The sequence below is a fragment of the Pelagerythrobacter marensis genome (genome assembly GCF_001028625.1).
Classification (GTDB): domain Bacteria; phylum Pseudomonadota; class Alphaproteobacteria; order Sphingomonadales; family Sphingomonadaceae; genus Pelagerythrobacter; species Pelagerythrobacter marensis.
Genome location: NZ_CP011805.1, coordinates 2251697 through 2269009, shown reverse-complemented (window position 1 = coordinate 2269009; position 17313 = coordinate 2251697). Strand labels below are relative to the sequence as shown.

Annotated in this window: 14 protein-coding genes and 2 tRNA genes; 12 read left to right on the top strand and 4 right to left on the bottom strand. The window is 63.3% G+C overall.

What is annotated here, in order from left to right; translation table 11 throughout:
• Positions 1–53: 53 nt before the first annotated feature.
• The 8 genes from pepN (at position 54) to AM2010_RS10700 (ending at position 9542) form a co-directional block, all read left to right on the top strand.
• Positions 54–2708 carry an aminopeptidase N gene (gene pepN, locus AM2010_RS10735; RefSeq protein WP_047807056.1) on the top strand — a complete coding sequence of 885 codons (2655 nt, stop codon included), beginning with the start codon at positions 54–56 and terminating at the stop codon, positions 2706–2708.
• Positions 2701–3453, top strand: coding sequence for a peptidoglycan editing factor PgeF (gene pgeF, locus AM2010_RS10730; RefSeq protein ID WP_047807055.1), 753 nt, complete (start codon positions 2701–2703; stop codon positions 3451–3453). The genes pepN and pgeF overlap by 8 nt, the downstream gene beginning before the upstream one ends.
• A gap of 177 nt (positions 3454–3630) precedes the next feature.
• The gene (gene petA / locus AM2010_RS10725) at positions 3631–4218 is read left to right on the top strand and encodes a ubiquinol-cytochrome c reductase iron-sulfur subunit (protein ID WP_082132890.1); all 588 of its coding nucleotides are present in this window, start codon (positions 3631–3633) and stop codon (positions 4216–4218) included.
• A gap of 17 nt (positions 4219–4235) precedes the next feature.
• The gene (locus AM2010_RS10720; RefSeq protein WP_047807054.1) at positions 4236–5528 is read left to right on the top strand and encodes a cytochrome b; all 1293 of its coding nucleotides are present in this window, start codon (positions 4236–4238) and stop codon (positions 5526–5528) included.
• 27 nt (positions 5529–5555) lie between these two features.
• Complete coding sequence (locus AM2010_RS10715; protein ID WP_047807053.1) at positions 5556–6416, top strand: cytochrome c1; 861 nt, start codon at positions 5556–5558, stop codon at positions 6414–6416.
• Positions 6417–6495: 79 nt separating this feature from the next.
• The gene (locus AM2010_RS10710; RefSeq protein WP_047807052.1) at positions 6496–7032 is read left to right on the top strand and encodes an adenine phosphoribosyltransferase; all 537 of its coding nucleotides are present in this window, start codon (positions 6496–6498) and stop codon (positions 7030–7032) included.
• A gap of 63 nt (positions 7033–7095) precedes the next feature.
• On the top strand, positions 7096–8949 hold the full coding sequence (locus AM2010_RS10705) for a cation:proton antiporter (protein ID WP_047807051.1): 1854 nt from the start codon (positions 7096–7098) through the stop codon (positions 8947–8949).
• Positions 8950–8966: 17 nt separating this feature from the next.
• Complete coding sequence (locus tag AM2010_RS10700) at positions 8967–9542, top strand: OmpA family protein (RefSeq protein ID WP_160325573.1); 576 nt, start codon at positions 8967–8969, stop codon at positions 9540–9542.
• Positions 9543–9545: 3 nt separating this feature from the next.
• Here the strand turns inward: AM2010_RS10700 and AM2010_RS10695 are convergent, their stop codons facing one another.
• From AM2010_RS10695 to cysD, 3 genes are read right to left on the bottom strand one after another with little or no spacing between them, the layout of a single operon-like run.
• Positions 9546–10283, bottom strand: a complete 738-nt coding sequence (locus AM2010_RS10695; RefSeq protein ID WP_047807913.1) for a 3'(2'),5'-bisphosphate nucleotidase CysQ — start codon at positions 10281–10283, stop codon at positions 9546–9548.
• A 5-nt stretch (positions 10284–10288) separates the two neighbouring features.
• Positions 10289–12214: a sulfate adenylyltransferase subunit CysN gene (gene cysN / locus AM2010_RS10690; RefSeq protein ID WP_047807050.1), complete on the bottom strand. Its 1926-nt coding sequence runs from the start codon at positions 12212–12214 to the stop codon at positions 10289–10291.
• Positions 12214–13131, bottom strand: coding sequence for a sulfate adenylyltransferase subunit CysD (gene cysD, locus AM2010_RS10685; RefSeq protein ID WP_269084056.1), 918 nt, complete (start codon positions 13129–13131; stop codon positions 12214–12216). The genes cysN and cysD overlap by 1 nt, the downstream gene beginning before the upstream one ends.
• Positions 13132–13292: 161 nt before the next feature.
• On the opposite strand from cysD, the gene AM2010_RS14220 reads away from it, so the two are divergent.
• A tRNA-Gly gene (locus tag AM2010_RS14220) sits at positions 13293–13355 on the top strand.
• A gap of 388 nt (positions 13356–13743) precedes the next feature.
• Here the strand turns inward: AM2010_RS14220 and AM2010_RS14215 are convergent.
• Positions 13744–13881 carry a hypothetical protein gene (locus AM2010_RS14215; protein ID WP_156178736.1) on the bottom strand — a complete coding sequence of 46 codons (138 nt, stop codon included), beginning with the start codon at positions 13879–13881 and terminating at the stop codon, positions 13744–13746.
• 690 nt (positions 13882–14571) lie between these two features.
• On the opposite strand from AM2010_RS14215, the gene AM2010_RS10675 reads away from it, so the two are divergent.
• The 3 genes from AM2010_RS10675 (at position 14572) to AM2010_RS10665 (ending at position 17223) form a co-directional block, all read left to right on the top strand.
• A complete protein-coding gene (locus tag AM2010_RS10675; RefSeq protein WP_047807047.1) occupies positions 14572–15642 on the top strand; it encodes an acyltransferase family protein in 1071 nt (356 codons plus the stop codon).
• A 399-nt stretch (positions 15643–16041) separates the two neighbouring features.
• Positions 16042–16115: transfer RNA gene (locus AM2010_RS10670), tRNA-Gly, on the top strand.
• Positions 16116–16782: 667 nt separating this feature from the next.
• Positions 16783–17223: a DUF4019 domain-containing protein gene (locus AM2010_RS10665; protein WP_047807046.1), complete on the top strand. Its 441-nt coding sequence runs from the start codon at positions 16783–16785 to the stop codon at positions 17221–17223.
• The last annotated feature ends 90 nt before the right edge of the window (positions 17224–17313 follow it).

Sequence of the window (17313 nt, the reverse complement as noted above, 5' to 3'; positions counted from 1 at the left end):
TCCGCGTTCTATCCGATGGACGCGCAAGCGAAAGGACCTAGAAGCTTCGAACTATGGATATTCGATCAGACCCCACCACCCCTGACGGGAACCCGGAAATGGCCGACGCGGCACCCGAGCCGAAGGAACCGCCCCTGATTCGGCGCGAGGATTACCGGCCCTTTCCCTGGCTGGTGCCCGAAATCGTGCTGGATTTCGATCTCGGTCTCGATCGCACAATCGTGCGCTCGACATTGACCGTCGCCCGCAATGCGCGGGGGGACCGGGCGGACACGATCCGCCTGAACGGCGACGGGCTTTCCCCGCGCCGCGTTGCGATCGACGGTGCGCCGGTGAACGACTGGGCGATGGACGAAGGCGATCTGGTGCTGCCTCTGGCAGGCGATGCGCACGAGATCATGATCGAAACCGAGATCGATCCTTCGGCCAACTCGCAGCTGATGGGCCTCTATGCCTCGAACGGAATGCTTTGCACGCAGTGCGAGGCGGAAGGGTTTCGCCGGATCGCGTTCTTCCCCGATCGGCCCGATGTCCTTTCGACCTATCGGGTGCGGATGGAAGGTTCGCGAACGCAATTCCCGGTGCTGCTGTCCAATGGCAACGCAGTGGCGCATGGCGAATCGGACGATGGCCGTCACTGGGCCGAATGGCACGACCCTTGGCCCAAGCCGAGTTACCTTTTCGCGCTGGTCGCTGGCGATCTGGTCGCCCGGTCCGATCGGTTCACCACGATGGGCGGGCGCGAAGTGGCGCTGAACGTCTGGGTCCGCGAAGAGGATCTGCCGCGCACCGAACACGCGATGGAATCGCTCAAACGTGCGATGAAGTGGGACGAGGACGCTTTCGGCCGCGAATACGACCTCGATCAGTTCAACATCGTCGCCGTCGGCGATTTCAACATGGGCGCAATGGAGAACAAGGGCCTCAACATCTTCAATACGAAGTACGTCCTGGCCGATCCCGAAACCGCCACCGATGGCGACTACGACGCGATCGAGGGCGTGATCGGGCACGAGTATTTCCATAACTGGTCGGGCAACCGGGTGACCTGCCGCGACTGGTTCCAGCTGTCGCTGAAGGAAGGCTTCACCGTTCTGCGCGACCAGCTGTTCAGCCAAGACCTGCAGGGCGAGGCGGTCAAGCGGATCGAGGACGTCCGCGTCCTGCGCTCGGTCCAGTTTCCCGAGGATTCGGGCCCGCTGGCGCACCCCATCCGCCCCGACAGTTTCCGCGAGATCTCGAACTTCTACACCGCCACCGTCTACAACAAGGGCGCCGAAGTCATCCGCATGATGCGCACGATGGCCGGGCCGGAGGCGTTTCGCGCCGGCACTGATCTCTATTTCGACCGCCACGACGGCGAAGCGGCGACGTGCGAGGATTTCGTCTCTGCGATGGAGGATGGCGCCGGGCTGGACCTGGGCACGTTCCGCCGCTGGTATTCGCAAGCGGGCACGCCGAAGGTTTCGGTCGAGCTCGATCACCGTGGCAACACAGCGACGCTGACCCTGCGTCAGTATGTCCCGCCGACGCCGGGCCAGCCTGCCAAGCAGCCGATGCCTATCCCGTTGCGCCTGGCGTTGTTCGATCGCGCATCGGGCACGCACGCGGGCGAACAGCTGATCGTGCTGGAAGATGCGGAGGCAACCATCGCCTTCGATGGTTTTGCCGAGCGGCCCGTCCTCTCGATCAATCGGGGCTTCTCCGCGCCGATTTCGATCGAACGCCAGGCGTCGCGGGACGATCTGGTTTTTCTCGCTGCGCGCGACGATGACGCCTTTGCCCGGGCGGAGGCAATGCAGGAACTGGTTGTCGGCCATCTGGTCGCGGCCGCCGGCGAAGGCCTTGATGCCAGCGACCGCCAGCAGGGGCAGGATGCGATCGCGGAAGCGCTCGCCGCCGTCCTTGAAGATAGCCGGCTGGACGATCTGATGCGCGGCGAGCTGATGGTCCTGCCTGGCGAGGCTTACCTGGCCGAACAGATGCTTGTTGCCGATCCGGGGCGAATCCATCGCGAACGCGAAGGGTTGAAACGCTGGCTGGCCGGCGAACTGGGCGACCGGCTCCGCACCCTGCATTCCCGGGCGAGCGCCGTTCCCTACGCCCTCGATCGAAAGGCCCGGGGCGCGCGCAAGGTCAAGACGCTGGCCCTGTCCTATCTCGCCGCCGGAGATCGCGAAGCGGCGGCAGAGCTGGCCGCACGGCAATACGACGCGGCAGATAACATGACCGACCGTCAGGGCGCATTGATGGCGCTGTGCGGTCTCGACAGCGCGGCGCGCACCGATCGCCTGATCGATTTCTACCGTCGGCATCGGAGCAATGCGCTGGTGATCGACAAATGGTTCAGCCTCCAGGCCATGTCGCTCCACCCCGCGGCGATCGAACACGTGAAGGCTTTGCGCGAGCATCAGGATTTCACACTGCGCAATCCCAATCGCGTGCGTGCGCTCTACATGGCATTTGCGGGCAATCCCCATGCCTTCCATACCGAGAGCGGCGAAGGATATCGGCTGGTCGCGGACCTGATCCTCGACCTCGATCCGATCAACGCGCAGACTGCCGCGCGGTTTGTCCCACCGCTCGGGCGCTGGCGGCGGATCGAACCGGGCCGGGCGGCACTGATGCGGGCTGAACTTGAACGGATCGCAGCCGCTCCCGGCCTGTCGCGGGACACGCGCGAGCAGGTGGAGCGGTCGCTTGGTTGAACCGCTGGCGGCGGACGCGCTCGAAGGCGTGCCACACGGGTTTCTGACCCGGCGCGGCGGTGTCTCTCTGGGTGAGGCGGCGGGGCTGCAATGCGGCTTCGGGGCTGACGACGACCCGGCGGCAGTGCGCGAAAACCGGCGGCTTGCCTCTGAAGCGGTCCTGCCGGGCGCGCCGCTGGTCAGCGTGCACCAGATCCATTCGCCCGACGTCGTGACAGTGGACGAGCCCTGGGCGGACGAAGACCGTCCCCGCGCCGATGGCCTCGTCACGCACCGGCGCGGCATTCTGCTGGGCATCGTGACAGCCGACTGCGCGCCCGTGCTCCTGGCGGACAGCGTGGCCGGCGTGGTCGGGGCCGCTCACGCCGGCTGGCGCGGCGCGAGGGCGGGCGTGCTGGAAAACACGGTGGACGCGATGGTCGCCCTGGGTGCGGACCGCTCCGCCATTGCGGCCGCCATCGGGCCGTGCATCATGCAGCCCAGTTACGAAGTGGACGATGGTTTCCGCGATCAGTTCGATGCTGGCGACAGCCGCTTTTTCAACCCTGGCGGGCCCGGTCACTGGCAGTTCGATCTGCCGGCCTATGCCGCCATGCGGCTGGGCGTGGCGGGCGTCGAACGGGTCGAAACCCTGGGTTGCGACACATATGCGGAACCGGACCTGTTCTACTCCTTCCGGCGCGCCACCCACCGGGGGGAGGCGAATTACGGGCGGCTGATTTCTCTCGTCGGGCTGCGTCCATAGCCTTCCTGCCGTTGGAAAAAGGCGGTTGGCAGCGGTGGCTTTCGCGTCTACAGGCCGCCCAAACCGGCTCCGTAGGGGGCCTCGTCTGCATATCTGCAGGCGGCGGCTGTGCGGGGGTTCTCCCCGCCGGTGACGGGCCGGATCAGGGCAAGACACGTCGGAACTAAGGCAGAAGTGATGGCTGATACGACTGGCGCCGCGACACCCGAAGCCGTCGCCGATCCGCATGATGCGGGGCACGGCGAGGGGGTTCACCGGCGCGACTTCATCAACATTGCGGCGGTAAGCGCCGCCGGCTTCGGCGGGGTGGCGGTGCTCTATCCGCTGATCAGCCAGATGGCCCCTTCGGCAGACGTTCTTGCCGAAAGCAGCACGGAAGTCGACGTTTCGGCGATCGAGCCCGGGCAGGCGATCAAGGCCGTGTTCCGCAAGCAGCCGCTGTTCGTGCGCCGACTGACGGCGAAGGAAATCGCGGAAGCCAATGCGGTCGACGCCGGTTCGCTGCGCGATCCGCAGACCCTGCAGGATCGGACCAAGGAAGGGCACGAGGACGTGCTCGTCACCATGGGCGTGTGCACCCACCTCGGCTGCGTGCCGCTGGGTGCGGCCGAAGGCGAGAACAAGGGTGAGTTTGGCGGCTATTTCTGCCCCTGCCACGGTTCGCACTACGACACGGCCGCGCGCATTCGCAAAGGTCCGGCGCCGACCAACCTCGAAGTGCCGGAATACGAGTTCACTTCCGACACCGTGATCACGGTCGGCTGAGGAGCGAGAGACAGAAAATGAGCTTTCCCTGGGCCAAGGAATATACGCCGACCAATCCGGTCACGAAATTCTTCGACGAGAAGCTGCCCCTGCCGCGGCTCGTCTATAATGCCGTTGGTGCCGGTTATCCGGTGCCGCGCAATCTCAACTACATGTGGAATTTCGGCGTTCTCGCCGGGTTCTTCCTGGTGCTGCAGATCGTCACCGGCATCGTGCTGGCGATGCACTACGCATCCGATGCGACCGTCGCCTTCGGCAAGGTCGAACACATCATGCGCGACGTGAACTGGGGCTGGCTGATGCGCTATGCGCACGCCAACGGTGCCAGCTTCTTCTTCATCGTCATCTACCTGCACATTTTCCGCGGGTTCTATTACTCGTCGTACAAGGCGCCGCGCGAGATGGTGTGGCTGCTGGGCGTGGTGATCTTCCTGCTGATGATGGCCACCGCCTTCATGGGCTACGTCCTGCCCTGGGGCCAGATGAGCTTCTGGGGTGCGAAAGTCATCACCGGCCTGTTCGGTGCGATCCCCGTCGTGGGCGAGCCGTTGCAGGTCTGGCTGCTGGGCGGCTATGCGCCTGACGACGCGGCGCTCAACCGCTTCTTCTCGCTCCACTTCCTGCTGCCGTTCGTGATTGCGGGTGTCGTCATCCTGCATATCTGGGCGCTGCACATTCCGGGTTCGTCGAACCCCACGGGCGTGGAAGTGAAGAGCGAAAGCGACACCGTGCCGTTCCACCCGTACTACACGGCGAAGGACGGCTTCGGCCTGGGCGTGATCCTGGTGCTGTTCGCCATCATGGTGTTCTTCCTGCCCAACGCGCTGGGTCACCCGGACAACTACATCGAAGCGAACGCGCTTTCGACGCCGGCACACATCGTTCCCGAATGGTACTTCTGGCCCTTCTACGCGATCCTGCGCGCCTTCACGATGGACTTCATCCTGCCGGCGAAGCTGTGGGGCGTGATCGCGATGTTCGCGGCGATCCTGCTGTGGTTCTTCCTGCCCTGGCTCGACCGTTCGCCGGTGCGCAGCGGCCATTACCGCCCGCTGTTCCGCAAGTTCTTCTGGTTCGGTCTGATTCCGGCGATGGCGGTGCTGTTCTATTGCGGCGGCGCCCCGGCTGAAGAACCCTATGTGATGCTGAGCCAGATCGCGACCGCATACTACTTCCTGCACTTCCTCGTGATCCTGCCGCTCGTCTCGTCGTTCGAGAAGCCCGAGCCGCTGCCCTATTCGATCACCGAAGCCGTGCTGGGGTCGGACAAGAAGGCCGTGCTCGGCGAAAACACGACGCCCGCGACCTGAGTTGAGGACGAGAGAAAGAGACGCAACATGATCCGGCCTATCGCAATCCTCGTCGGTCTCGGCTTCAGCATCGTCGTGCTGCTAGCCTTCGTCACCGGCGCCTACACCTGGGCGACCGAAGAAGCCCAGCACACTGCCGAGCATGAATTCCATCTCGCGCCCCACGGGCCCGAAGGCGGCTTCGAGCATGACGGGCCCCTGGGCACCTGGGACATGGCGCAGTTGCAGCGCGGTTATCAGGTGTACAAGGAAGTGTGCGCCGCCTGCCACAGCCTGAAGTACGTCGCCTTCCGCGACCTTGCCGGGCTCGGTTACACCGAAGGCCAGATCAAGGCCGAGGCAGCGAGCTATCAGGTTCCGGGCATCAACCCCGACACGGGCGAAGCGACCTTCCGTGCAGGTGTGCCGACCGATTACTTCCCGTCACCCTATCCGAACGCGGTGGCGGCGGCCGCGGCGAACAACAACGCGATCCCGCCCGATCTTTCGCTGATGACCAAGGCGCGTCATCACGGGCCGGAATACGTCTATTCGCTGCTGACCGGCTATGGCCCGATCCCTGACGAGCTGACGGCGCAGTTCCCGGATTTCGACACGCCGGCCGGGCTGCACTTCAACCAGTACTTCCCCAACCTGAATCTCGCGATGGCGCCCCCGATCACGGCGGACGGTCAGGTCACTTATGCCGAAGGCAATCCCGAACCGACGATCCGGCAGATGAGCGCCGACGTCGCGGCCTTCCTGACCTGGACCGCAGAACCCAAGATGGTTGAGCGGCGCCAGACCGGGTGGCCGGTGCTCGGCTTCCTGATTTTTGCGACGATCCTGGCATTCTTCGCCAAGAAGCAGGTCTGGTCCAGCGGTTCGCCCAGGCGCGAGCACGACTGATACCGATCGCAATACGCAGCATGATGCCCCCCTCCATCCCATGCGATGCGAGGGGGGCTTTGCATTTGGGGCCTGAGCGATGACACCCAAAGATCTCAAGGCCATTGTCCGAACCGTGCCGGACTTTCCGGCGCCCGGCGTGCAGTTTCGCGATATCACGACCCTGATCGGGCACGGCGTGGGCTTCGCCGCTGCAGTCGGTCATCTCGCTCGCCTGGCGCAGGCTGCCGGGGCGCAGGCGATTGCCGGGATGGAGGCGCGCGGTTTCATTTTCGGCGCAGCCGTGGCGGTGCAGCTGGGCGTCGGCTTCATACCGGTGCGCAAACCCGGCAAGCTGCCGGTTGCGACGCTGGGCGTGGACTACGTGCTTGAGTATGGCAGCGACCGCCTGGAAATCGATCCCGGCGCGATTGCGGCTGGCGAGAGGGTGATCATCGTCGACGATCTGATCGCGACCGGGGGCACCGCGCTCGCCGCGGCGGCGCTGTTGCGCAAGGCTGGCGCCGTCGTCCCAACGGCGATTTTCGCGATCGACTTGCCCGATCTGGGCGGGGCGGCCAAACTGCGGGCCGATGGTATCGCGGTTGATGCGCTGATGCAGTTTCCGGGCGACTGACGGGATAGATTCCGTTCCCGGTGCGTATATTCAGGGGGCGGCAGAGGGGAACACTCCGACACCATGGAAGAACAGGCACTCGTCATCGCGCTCGTGGGCGTGCTCGGCATCGGCGCCCAATGGGTCGCCTGGCGCACCGGCTGGCCCGCAATCGTGCTGATGCTGGCGGCGGGTTTTCTCGCCGGCCCGGTCCTTGGCCTGTTCGATCCCGAACATGCATTCGGCGAGCTGCTGGAACCGATGGTCGCCATCGGCGTGGCCCTGATCCTGTTCGAAGGCGGTTTGAGCCTGGACCTTCGCGAATTGCGCCATGCCGGCGATGCGGTCTGGCGTCTGGTCTTCTTCGGCGTGCCGATCGGATGGCTGCTGGGCAGTTTCGCCGGCTATTACATTGCCGGCCTCGTCTGGCCGGTCGCGATCCTGTTCGCCGGCATTCTGGTGGTAACGGGCCCCACCGTCGTTCTGCCGATGCTGCGCCAGTCGAGCGTTCAGCCCCGCCCGGCGGCGGTTCTGAAATGGGAAGCGATCGTCAACGATCCCATCGGCGCGCTATGCGCGGTTATCGCCTACGAATACTTCCGCATGGTCGCCGCAGCGCCCGGCGCAACGGTGGTCGAGGTCGTGCCGCCGATGATCATCGCGGCCTTTCTCGCGGGCGGGATCGGCTATGTTGCCGCGCGCTTCGTGGCCTGGTCGTTCCCGCGCGGATTGATTCCCGAATATCTGAAGGTTCCCGTGCTGCTGACCATGGTCATCGGCGTCTTTGTGCTGAGCAACAAGATCGAGCACGAAGCGGGGCTCGTCGCCGTGACGGTGATGGGCGTCGCGCTGGCGAACATGAACGTTTCCAGCCTCCGCTCTATCCACCCGTTCAAGCAGAACATCGCGGTGCTGCTGGTTTCCGGGATCTTCGTCCTGCTGTCTGCCTCGCTCGATTACAGCGAGCTGAGCTATCTCAACTGGCGCTTCGGCCTGTTTCTGCTCGCGCTTCTGTTCCTGGTGCGGCCGCTCACGATCCTGACCAGCCTGCTGTTCAGTTCGGTCCCCTGGAACGAGCGACTGTTCCTTGCCTGGATCGCACCGCGCGGGATCGTGCTGGTCGCTATCTCGGGCCTGTTTGCGCTGCGCCTGTCCGATCTGGGCTACGCCGATGGCGAGGTGTTGATCGGCCTCAGCTTCGCGGTCGTCGTCGCAACGATTGTCGCGCATGGGTTCACCGTCAACCTCGTGGCCCGGCTGCTGGGGGTGAAGGGCACGACCCGTCCGGGGCTGCTGATCGTGGGCAGCACGCCGTGGACAATTGCCCTGGCTCACGAAATGCAGTCGCTCAAGACACCGGTGATGATCGTCGATTCCAGCTGGCAGCGCCTGGCTGCGGCGCGGCGGGCGGGGCTGCCTTATTATCACGGGGAAATTCTGAACGAAGCGACCGAGCACAACCTCGATCTCTCCCCGTTCCAGGTCCTCGTCGCGGCGACCGAGAACGAGGCGTACAATACACTGGTCTGTAACGAGTTCGCGTATGAAATCGGGCGCGACACCGTCTATCAGCTCGGCGAATCCGCCGATGAAGCCGATAAACATGCGATCCCTGCATCGCTGCGCGGGCGGGCCCTGTTCGAATCGGGGTTCGGCGTCGGAGACGTGAACGAACGCCAGGCAAAAGGCTGGGTGTTTCGCAAGACGAAGCTTTCCGAAGAGTTCGATTTCGACGACGCGCGCGAACTGTTGCCGGAAGAAGGGCACCTGCTGCTGCTGGTACGCAAGGGCGGAACACTCCGCTTCTTCACCCATGCTGCACGACCGGACCCGAGGCCCGGCGATACGATCATTTCATTCACCCCGCCCAAAAGCCGGGTGGCGGGGGAGGCGGTTCGGCCTCCGGCGTCCGACGAACCGGATGCGCAACCGGCATGAGCGAGAGGACTAGCACTATGAGACGATGGGTGGCGGCAACGGCCGCGCTCGCACTCGCAGGCTGCAACGGCAGCGAACAGCCCGCCCCGCCCGAACCCAGCCCGACGCCGACGGCTTCGCCCGCGTCCATCATCAGGCCGGACGTGGAGGTTGAACGGATCGAGCCTGCCCTCGAACCACTGGAAGCCAGCGTCACATTCGCGGACGCGGGCGGCGCGCTGTCGGACGAGGCCATCTCCGATCTCGAAACGATCGTGGAATCGCCCCAGCTGGATGCGGGCGGTGCGATAGTCCTGCGCGGCCATACCGATTCGCTGGGCGAGGACGAGGCCAATCTGCGCATCTCGCGCCGCCGCGCGGAAATGGTGCGCGACTGGCTGGTCGAACGCGGCGTCGATGCGGAGCGCATCCGCATAATTGCGCTGGGCGAACAGCGTCCGATCGCGCCCAATGCCAATCTCGACGGCTCTCCCGATGAAGCCGGGCGGGCTGCCAATCGGCGGGTGGACGTCAATATCGCGGTGCCGACTGATGAAGAGCCCCTGGCGGAAGGGCAGGCACCGTTGCCGGACGATGCGGCGACAGCCGAATGAGCGTCAGATAGTCTGGCGAACTTCCGCCAGGACGCGCTCGGCCCACTCCGGCCGGCAGATGAGCAGGTCGGGCAACGACGTATCCCGTCCGTTGTACCGCAGGGGGCTGCCGTCGATGCGCGAACAGTGCAGCCCGTGGGCGGCGGCAACCGCGACCGGGGCGCAATTGTCCCACTGATACTGCCCGCCGGCGTGAAGATAGATTTCCGCAGCACCGCGAACAACCGCCATCGCCTTCGCCCCTGCCGAGCCCATTTCCACCAGCTCCCCGCCGATTGCCTGCGCGACCGCTTCGGCCTGAGGAGCCGGACGGGTGCGGCTGACGACGAGGCGCGGCCGCTCCGCAGCGGATGCCAGCGGCGCGACGCGGTCGCTGCGCAGCACTTCGCCGCCGTTGAGGCCGGGCAGCGCGACGGCGCCCACTTTTGCCTCTCCATCGATCGACAGCCCGACATGAACGGCCCAGTCGGCGCGCGCTTCCCCGTATTCGCGTGTGCCGTCCACCGGGTCGATGATCCAGACGCGGCTCTTGTCGATACGGGTCAGCGTGTCACGGCTCTCTTCCGACAGGATGCCATCGTCCGGGCGCTGCGCCCGCAGCGCGTGGAGCAGATAGCGGTTTGACACTTCGTCCCCGGCGCTGCCAAGCTGTTTGCCCTTGAACATGCCGCTGTCGCGCACTTCGATCAGGATTCGTCCGGCAACTTTGGCCAGATGGGCTGCCAGATCGGCGTCGGTCATTGCGGTCATTTGAGGGGAAGGATCCTGGAAACGATGTAGTCTGCCGCTTCCTCCACGGTCATTTCGACCGTGTTGACGCGGATTTCGGGGGCTTCGGGTTCTTCATAAGGACTGTCGATCCCGGTGAAGTTCTTAAGCTGGCCGCTGCGAGCTTTCTTGTACAGCCCCTTCACATCGCGCGCTTCGGCAACTTCGAGCGGGGTGTCGACGAAAATTTCGATAAATTCGCATTCGTCGATCATCGCGCGCACCATCTGCCGTTCGGCGCGGAACGGGCTGATGAAAGCGGTTAGGACGATCAGGCCCGCGTCGGTCATCAGCTTGGCCACTTCGCCCACGCGGCGGATGTTCTCGATCCGGTCGGCTTCGGTAAAGCCCAGATCCCTGTTCAGGCCGTGGCGAACGTTATCGCCATCGAGCAGGAACGTGTGCCGGTTCATCAGATTCAGCTTCTGCTCCACCGCGTTGGCGATGGTCGATTTGCCCGACCCGGAAAGGCCGGTGAACCACAGCACGCGCGGCCGCTGGTTCTTCATCGCCGCGTGGTCCTCGCGCGTGATCGTGGTCGGTTGCCAATGAACGTTCTGCGCGCGGCGCAGGCTGAAATGCAGCATCCCCGCGCCGACCGTGGCATTCGTGATCTTGTCGATCAGGATGAACCCGCCCAGCGCGCGGCTGTCGGCATAGGGTTCGAACACGATCGGCCGGTCGGTACGCAATTCGGCCACGCCGATGGCATTGAGAGTCAGCGATTTGGCCGCGAGCTGTTCCAGCGTGTTGACGTTGATCTCGTACTTCGGCTCCTGCACCGTGGCGGTCACGGTCTGGGTGCCGAGCTTGAGCCAGTAGCCGCGCCCGGGCTTCAGCGCTTCGTCATTCATCCACACGATCGTCGCTTCGAACTGGTCGGACGCTTCGGGCGGATCTTCGGCTGCGGCGATCACATCGCCGCGCGAACAGTCAACTTCGTCTTCGAGTGTCAGCGTGACCGACTGCCCGGCAACCGCTTCGTCCCATTCGCCGTCGAAGGTGACGATGGATTTGATGGTGCTGGTCTTGCCCGAAGGCACAATGCGCACCGGATCGCCCGGCTTGACGGTGCCGCCGGCAATGAGACCGGAGAATCCGCGGAAATCGAGGTTGGGCCGATTGACCCATTGTACCGGCATGGCGAACGATCGCGCCTGGGCCGCGGTGTTGGCGATTTCGACCGTTTCGAGATGATCGATCAGGCTCGGCCCATCGTACCACGGCGTGGCGGGTGACGGCGCAGCAGTGATGTTGTCGCCCTTGAAGCCCGAAATCGGAATCGCGGTGAAATCCTCGATGCCGATTTGCTCGGCGAAGGCGCGATAGTCGGCAACGATGCTTTCGAAGGTCTCGCGGTCGTAATCGACCAGGTCCATCTTGTTCACCGCCAGCACGAGATGGCGAATGCCGATCAGGTGCGCGAGATAGGAATGGCGGCGGGTCTGCACCAGCACGCCCTTGCGCGCATCGACCAGGATCACCGCGAGATCGGCCGTCGAAGCCCCGGTGACCATGTTGCGCGTATACTGTTCGTGCCCGGGCGTGTCGGCGACGATGAACTTGCGTTTCTGCGTCGCGAAAAAGCGATAGGCGACATCGATCGTGATGCCCTGCTCGCGCTCGGCCGCCAGCCCGTCGACCAGCAGTGCGAAATCGAGATCCTGGCCCTGGGTGCCGACTTTCTTCGAATCCGCCTCAAGGCTGGCGAGCTGGTCTTCGAAGATCATCTTCGAATCGTACAGCAGCCGCCCGATCAGCGTGGACTTCCCGTCGTCCACGCTGCCGCAGGTGATGAAACGCAGCAGGCCCTTGTTCTGGTGCTGCTCCAGATAGGCGTCGATATCCTCGGCGATCAGGCTGTCGGCCTTGTAAGCCGGCTCGTGCGAAGCGTCGCGGGCCATCAGAAGTACCCCTCTTGCTTCTTCTTCTCCATGCCGGCGCCGCCTTCATCCTTGTCGATCGCGCGGCCCTGGCGTTCGCTGGTGGTGGTCAGGAGCATTTCCTGCACGACCTCGCTCAGGGTCGAGGCCTCGCTCTCGACCGCGCCGGTCAGCGGGTAGCAGCCGAGCGTGCGGAAGCGGATCGACCGCATCACCGGCTCCTCCCCGGGTTCGAGCGGGAAACGTTCGTCGTCGACCATCAGCAGCAGCCCGTCGCGCTCCACCGTGGGGCGCGGCGCGGCGAGGTAGAGGGGGACGATATCGATCCCTTCGGCCATGATGTACTGCCAGATGTCGAGCTCGGTCCAGTTGGACAGGGGGAAAACGCGGATGCTTTCGCCCTTGGCCTTGCGCGCGTTGTAGAGGTTCCACAGCTCGGGCCGCTGGTTCTTCGGGTCCCACCCGTGGCTGGCGGTGCGGAAGGAGAAGATCCGCTCCTTCGCCCGGCTCTTCTCCTCGTCGCGCCGCGCGCCGCCGAAGGCGACATCGAACCCGTAGTGATCGAGCGCCTGCTTCAGCCCCTGCGTCTTCCACATGTCGGTGTGCAGCGGCCCGTGGTCGAACGGGTTGATCCCGCGCTCACTCGCTTCCGGGTTATGCCAGACGAGCAACTCCATCCCCGCCTTCTCGGCCATCCTGTCGCGCATTTCGTACATGGCGGTGAATTTCCACGTCGTGTCGACGTGGAGCAGAGGGAAGGGCGGCGGCGAGGGATGGAAGGCCTTGCGGGCAAGGTGCAGCATGACCGCGCTGTCCTTGCCGACGGAATAGAGCATGACGGGACGCACGGCCTCTGCCGCGACCTCGCGCATGATGTGAATGCTCTCGGCCTCGAGCCGTTCGAGATGGGTTAGTCGACGCATGGCGCTATGGAAAATCTGCCGCTGCTGGGGGTCGGCCAAGCTGGCTAGACCATCGACAGAACGTCGCAAAAGCGGATTTGCTTTGGGGGCAGCAAGGTAAGCCTGCCCAAAGGCAGGATTTCCGAAACGCGATATTGCGAATCCGCGCCAATGATGGCAACGCAGGCGCCGAGCGGGCGGGTATAGCTTAGTGGTAAAGCCCCAGCCTTCCAAGCTGCCGACAAGCGCCCGTGCCCGCCAATTCCGATGTAAACCGGCAACGTTCGCGGTGTTCCATTTCAGTCACTTAGGACGGGGCTGTAAAATGAAACCGAGGGAGACGAGGAACCCGCGATCGACGATCGTATTGAACGCATGGTTTTCGCAACTTTGATCGCCGCCTCCTTTGTGGTGGTGCTCGCTTCACTATTTCAATGGATCGCCCCGGATGCGAGTTGACTTCTCTGAACGACCGAAGGCGTTGATCGGCGTTGGTACGCCGGCCGATCTCTGTAAGCTGATTGAACGCGAAGTCATCCCAGCGCTGAACGAGCTGCGCGCGCTTCGAAACCGACTTGGTAAAGCTCCTAGCTTGTGATGCGATCGCCGCCGTATCGAGAATGATGTTGATGACCATGCACGGCGCCATCAGCCCCGCCGGTGCTGACTGGACGTCACCTCGGTTCGAGCAGGCAACCTACTGCCCAGCAGCTCTTTGACTTCGGCATTCGACGCCTCCAACTGTTTCGATTGTTCGGATTGCTGCGCGGCGCGTTTTTCGATCATGACGAGCTGGTCCCGCAGGAGCGGTAGATGGTCGTAGTTGAGGTTGCGCTAGATCCAGTGGCTCACCTCGATGTGGCTCACCCCGGACACGGTGAAATCCGCAGTCTCACCCTTGCAGTGCTGACTGCTCGTGCGGGCCCCGAAGGCTGCATTCAGGGCGGATTGTAGTGATCGCGCACTTGCTGCAGCCCTCCTCGCACAGCAGGCGAGGGGCAGCGATCTCTGCTCGGCCGGGGATGTTGCGGATGCCCTTGCGCGCAACCGAATCCGAGCGGATCATTTCGCCGAGTGTGAAGTTCGCGATCAGTCGCTCATGGCGAGAAGTCGTCAGGTTGCGCCCTCCTTGCCGATCGTGGTCTCGATCATGCTTTCGTGGGTCATACGCACCGCCTTCACACGAAGAGCATCGATGCCGAGTTGCTTACGACGGAAAGCGTCATCATGGCGAGCGGGGTGAGAGATTGGTGGGTGGCCATGTTCTTGGCTCGTATCGACGCGCTGAATGGTTTGGACAGATCGCGAGTGCTCTGGCAGGATGCATCGAACAACTTTGGTGGGCTCTGGTCAGTGATCAATTGAGGCGATTGCTTTGCTTACTTTCTGGCAGCCACCGCTTGGGGAGTAGCAGCCGCGTGCACGGCGTGAAGGTCTGCACGAAATGCGGGAAGCGGAAGGCGAGATGGTAGGCCCATGACGAAGATGAGATTCCCCCGAGCGAACAACCTTGAATGGCTGCGCCTTGTCTTCGCGATGCAGGTCGTGCTTGTGCATACCACGGCCCATATCGGCACCGGGACGCCAGCTTGGCTGGCCGCATTCCCCGGCGTCCCCGCCTTCTTTTTCGTCAGCGGCTTTCTGATTTACGCCTCGTACTGCAACGCTCCTGATCGGCGATACTTCGAGAACCGCTTTCTCCGGCTTTTCCCGGCCCTCTTCCTCGTGGCGATCGGCGGACTGATCGTCGCATTGCTGGCGAAAGGGCTTCCCGATCTTGCAGCACGTCCAGGCCTCTATTTCGGTTGGTTCTTCTCTCAAGTCACGTTGGGCCAGGCATTCAACCCGGCGCACTTTCGCGATGTCGGCGTCGGCGTGATCAACGGTTCGCTGTGGACGATCACCGTCGAAATCCTGTTCTACGTCGCTGTGCCGGTGATCGTCTGGATGGAGCGGAACGTCACCAAGCATGCGGTAGCGCTCCTCTCGGGCGCGTCGTTCGCGATCTATGTCGCCGGGCCGGCTGCGTTGACTTTCCGCCTCGCGGGGAAGGGACTCTACGAATATCTTGCCATCACCCCGATCGCTTGGGGGTGGATGTTCGGGTTCGGCATGCTCGCAGTCAAAAACTGGAGCAGGATCGCGCCCAACCTGAAGTATTTTCCGATCGCATTGGTCCCGATGGTCGCAATGGCGCTTTACGGCAGCGGCCCGCTGTTCAATTTGTCCGGCGAGCGGATGGGCTTGCTCTATTTCGCCTGTTACGCCGGCCTCATACTCTACGCCGCGTTCGGCATTCGGGCATTCCCCCTCCGTTTCGATATCAGCTACGGCACGTATGTCTGGCACATGCCGATCATCAATCTTCTGATCGTCATGGGCTTTCCCGATCCAGCGCTCGCGATTCCTTTGGTGGTCGCCGCCGCTGCGGTGTCTTGGTTCTGCGTCGAAAAGCCGGCGCTTGCCTTGAAGCGCAAGTCGATCAAACCGGTCGAGGATGAGGTCGCGCGACCCCCGCAGCCTGAAATGGAGGGCGTTCGGGGCTAATCGAATATCGATATGAAGGGTGCGGCTTCGTATCGGAAGTGCCCCTGATGCGAACACGACTTGTCGATCGAGTTCTCGAAATACCGCGACTAGGCCAACGCCGGCGCCGGGATCGTCCACCCCGCCGAATTCGATGAGGAGCAGGTTCGCGCGAAGCACCTGCACGATCTGCGCGGCACTTATGCTACCAAGCTGATAACGCTTCCGGGGGGGGGGGGCGGCCTCATCGACGCGCAGATCGCAACGGTGTTGGGCTGGACTGAAAAACAGGTCGCCGCGATCCGCAAACGATATGTTGACGAAACTGCGATCGCCGTGGCAATTGGCAAGCGCATCGCCGAGGCGATGTAAAACGCCGTGTAAGCACGGCCGCCCAACCGGGCCTAAGTGCTTGATTGAGCGGGTATAGCTTAGTGGTAAAGCCCCAGCCTTCCAAGCTGGTTATGCGGGTTCGATTCCCGCTACCCGCTCCATCCCTCCATTCTTGAGCTCCGAGGTCGCCCTGCGTTCGGCATTGGGTGTCCCGCGCCCTTCGTTCGCCGGACGGCGATCTTCGTCCGGGCGCCGAATGGAAGAGGCGGGCTGCCCGCGACACCAAATTACACCGAAATCGGCCTGTATCGCCCGCAGGTATTAAACATGGGGAGCGGGAATATTCTCCCTCGTGCTCGGCGTCGAAAGTTACTTGCCAGGTAACTATCTAAGATAATTATAACTGGCACCCCTAGCGAGCCCTCCAATTGACAAACCTTAGCCGAAATATATGCCTTTCGACCTGAAATCGCTTTAATTCCCTTTTAAGAAAGTGGGATCATAACGAAATCATCAAGATCAATCTCTTGGTAGATTGTCGCAGAAGAGGGCGATATGTCTGAACTCTTCGTAACTACTGTTGAAGTTGATGCGCGCTGCGCACCTGCTTTAATCCCGTACATTGGCGGACTCCTGCTCGCGGACAATCGCGTGCTGCAGTGTGCGCGTGCGGGAAAGCGCGTTTGCGTGCCGGCAGTAGATGGAATGGAAGAGCGTATTCAGATGTAAAACCGCCGTGCCGGTTGAATAATGAGGAGGCCGTATATGAAGATAATACTTGCAACGTTCCTTTCGGGTTCTCTTGCTGCTTTATCGGCGCCCCCTGTCATGGCCCAAACTGCCGAGGTCCAGGCCGCGCCGGCTTCGGCCCAGCAATTGTCGGGCGACATCTTCATCCGCAACGCGATCGCAACGGCGCAGGCGCTTGACGCTGGCGGTGCCGGCCAGGTCTACGACACCGGTTCGGCAGCGCTGAAGGCGTCCACGACCAGGCAACAGTTCACGGAAGCAGTGGCTTCGACCAATGCCCGAACGGGCGGCGTGGTCGCGCGCGAATGGTCGCGGGTCGAACGTGTTCGGGTCGCTCCGCCAGCCGAAGGCGCGAACGCCCCGGCAGTGCCGGGTGGCAACTACATCACGGTTTACCTGCTCGCGCGCACGGCCAGCGGCACTGCGCATCTGGAGCAGGTCAGCTTCCGCCTCGACGAAGACAACCAGTGGCGCCTTTCCGGTGTGACCGCCCTCCTGCCTGAGCAGTCGCAGGGCTGATCCGTTGAGCGCCGATCCGTCGCGCGCTGACTTTTCCCTTTCTGTCCCGGCCCGCGGCCGGGGCCGTGCCTGACGTCGACTGAAGAGGAC

Excerpts from the sequence above, each read along its gene's own strand:
- pepN (WP_047807056.1), top strand. The coding sequence starts at position 54 with ATGGATATTCGATCAGACCCCACCACCCCTGACGGGAACCCGGAAATG.
- petA (WP_082132890.1), top strand. The coding sequence starts at position 3,631 with ATGGCTGATACGACTGGCGCCGCGACACCCGAAGCCGTCGCCGATCCG.
- AM2010_RS10720 (WP_047807054.1), top strand. The coding sequence starts at position 4,236 with ATGAGCTTTCCCTGGGCCAAGGAATATACGCCGACCAATCCGGTCACG.
- AM2010_RS10715 (WP_047807053.1), top strand. The coding sequence starts at position 5,556 with ATGATCCGGCCTATCGCAATCCTCGTCGGTCTCGGCTTCAGCATCGTC.
- AM2010_RS10710 (WP_047807052.1), top strand. The coding sequence starts at position 6,496 with ATGACACCCAAAGATCTCAAGGCCATTGTCCGAACCGTGCCGGACTTT.
- AM2010_RS10705 (WP_047807051.1), top strand. The coding sequence starts at position 7,096 with ATGGAAGAACAGGCACTCGTCATCGCGCTCGTGGGCGTGCTCGGCATC.
- AM2010_RS10700 (WP_160325573.1), top strand. The coding sequence starts at position 8,967 with ATGAGACGATGGGTGGCGGCAACGGCCGCGCTCGCACTCGCAGGCTGC.
- AM2010_RS10695 (WP_047807913.1), bottom strand. The coding sequence starts at position 10,283 with ATGACCGACGCCGATCTGGCAGCCCATCTGGCCAAAGTTGCCGGACGA.
- cysN (WP_047807050.1), bottom strand. The coding sequence starts at position 12,214 with ATGGCCCGCGACGCTTCGCACGAGCCGGCTTACAAGGCCGACAGCCTG.
- AM2010_RS14215 (WP_156178736.1), bottom strand. The coding sequence starts at position 13,881 with ATGATCGAAAAACGCGCCGCGCAGCAATCCGAACAATCGAAACAGTTG.
- AM2010_RS10675 (WP_047807047.1), top strand. The coding sequence starts at position 14,572 with ATGACGAAGATGAGATTCCCCCGAGCGAACAACCTTGAATGGCTGCGC.
- AM2010_RS10665 (WP_047807046.1), top strand. The coding sequence starts at position 16,783 with ATGGCCCAAACTGCCGAGGTCCAGGCCGCGCCGGCTTCGGCCCAGCAA.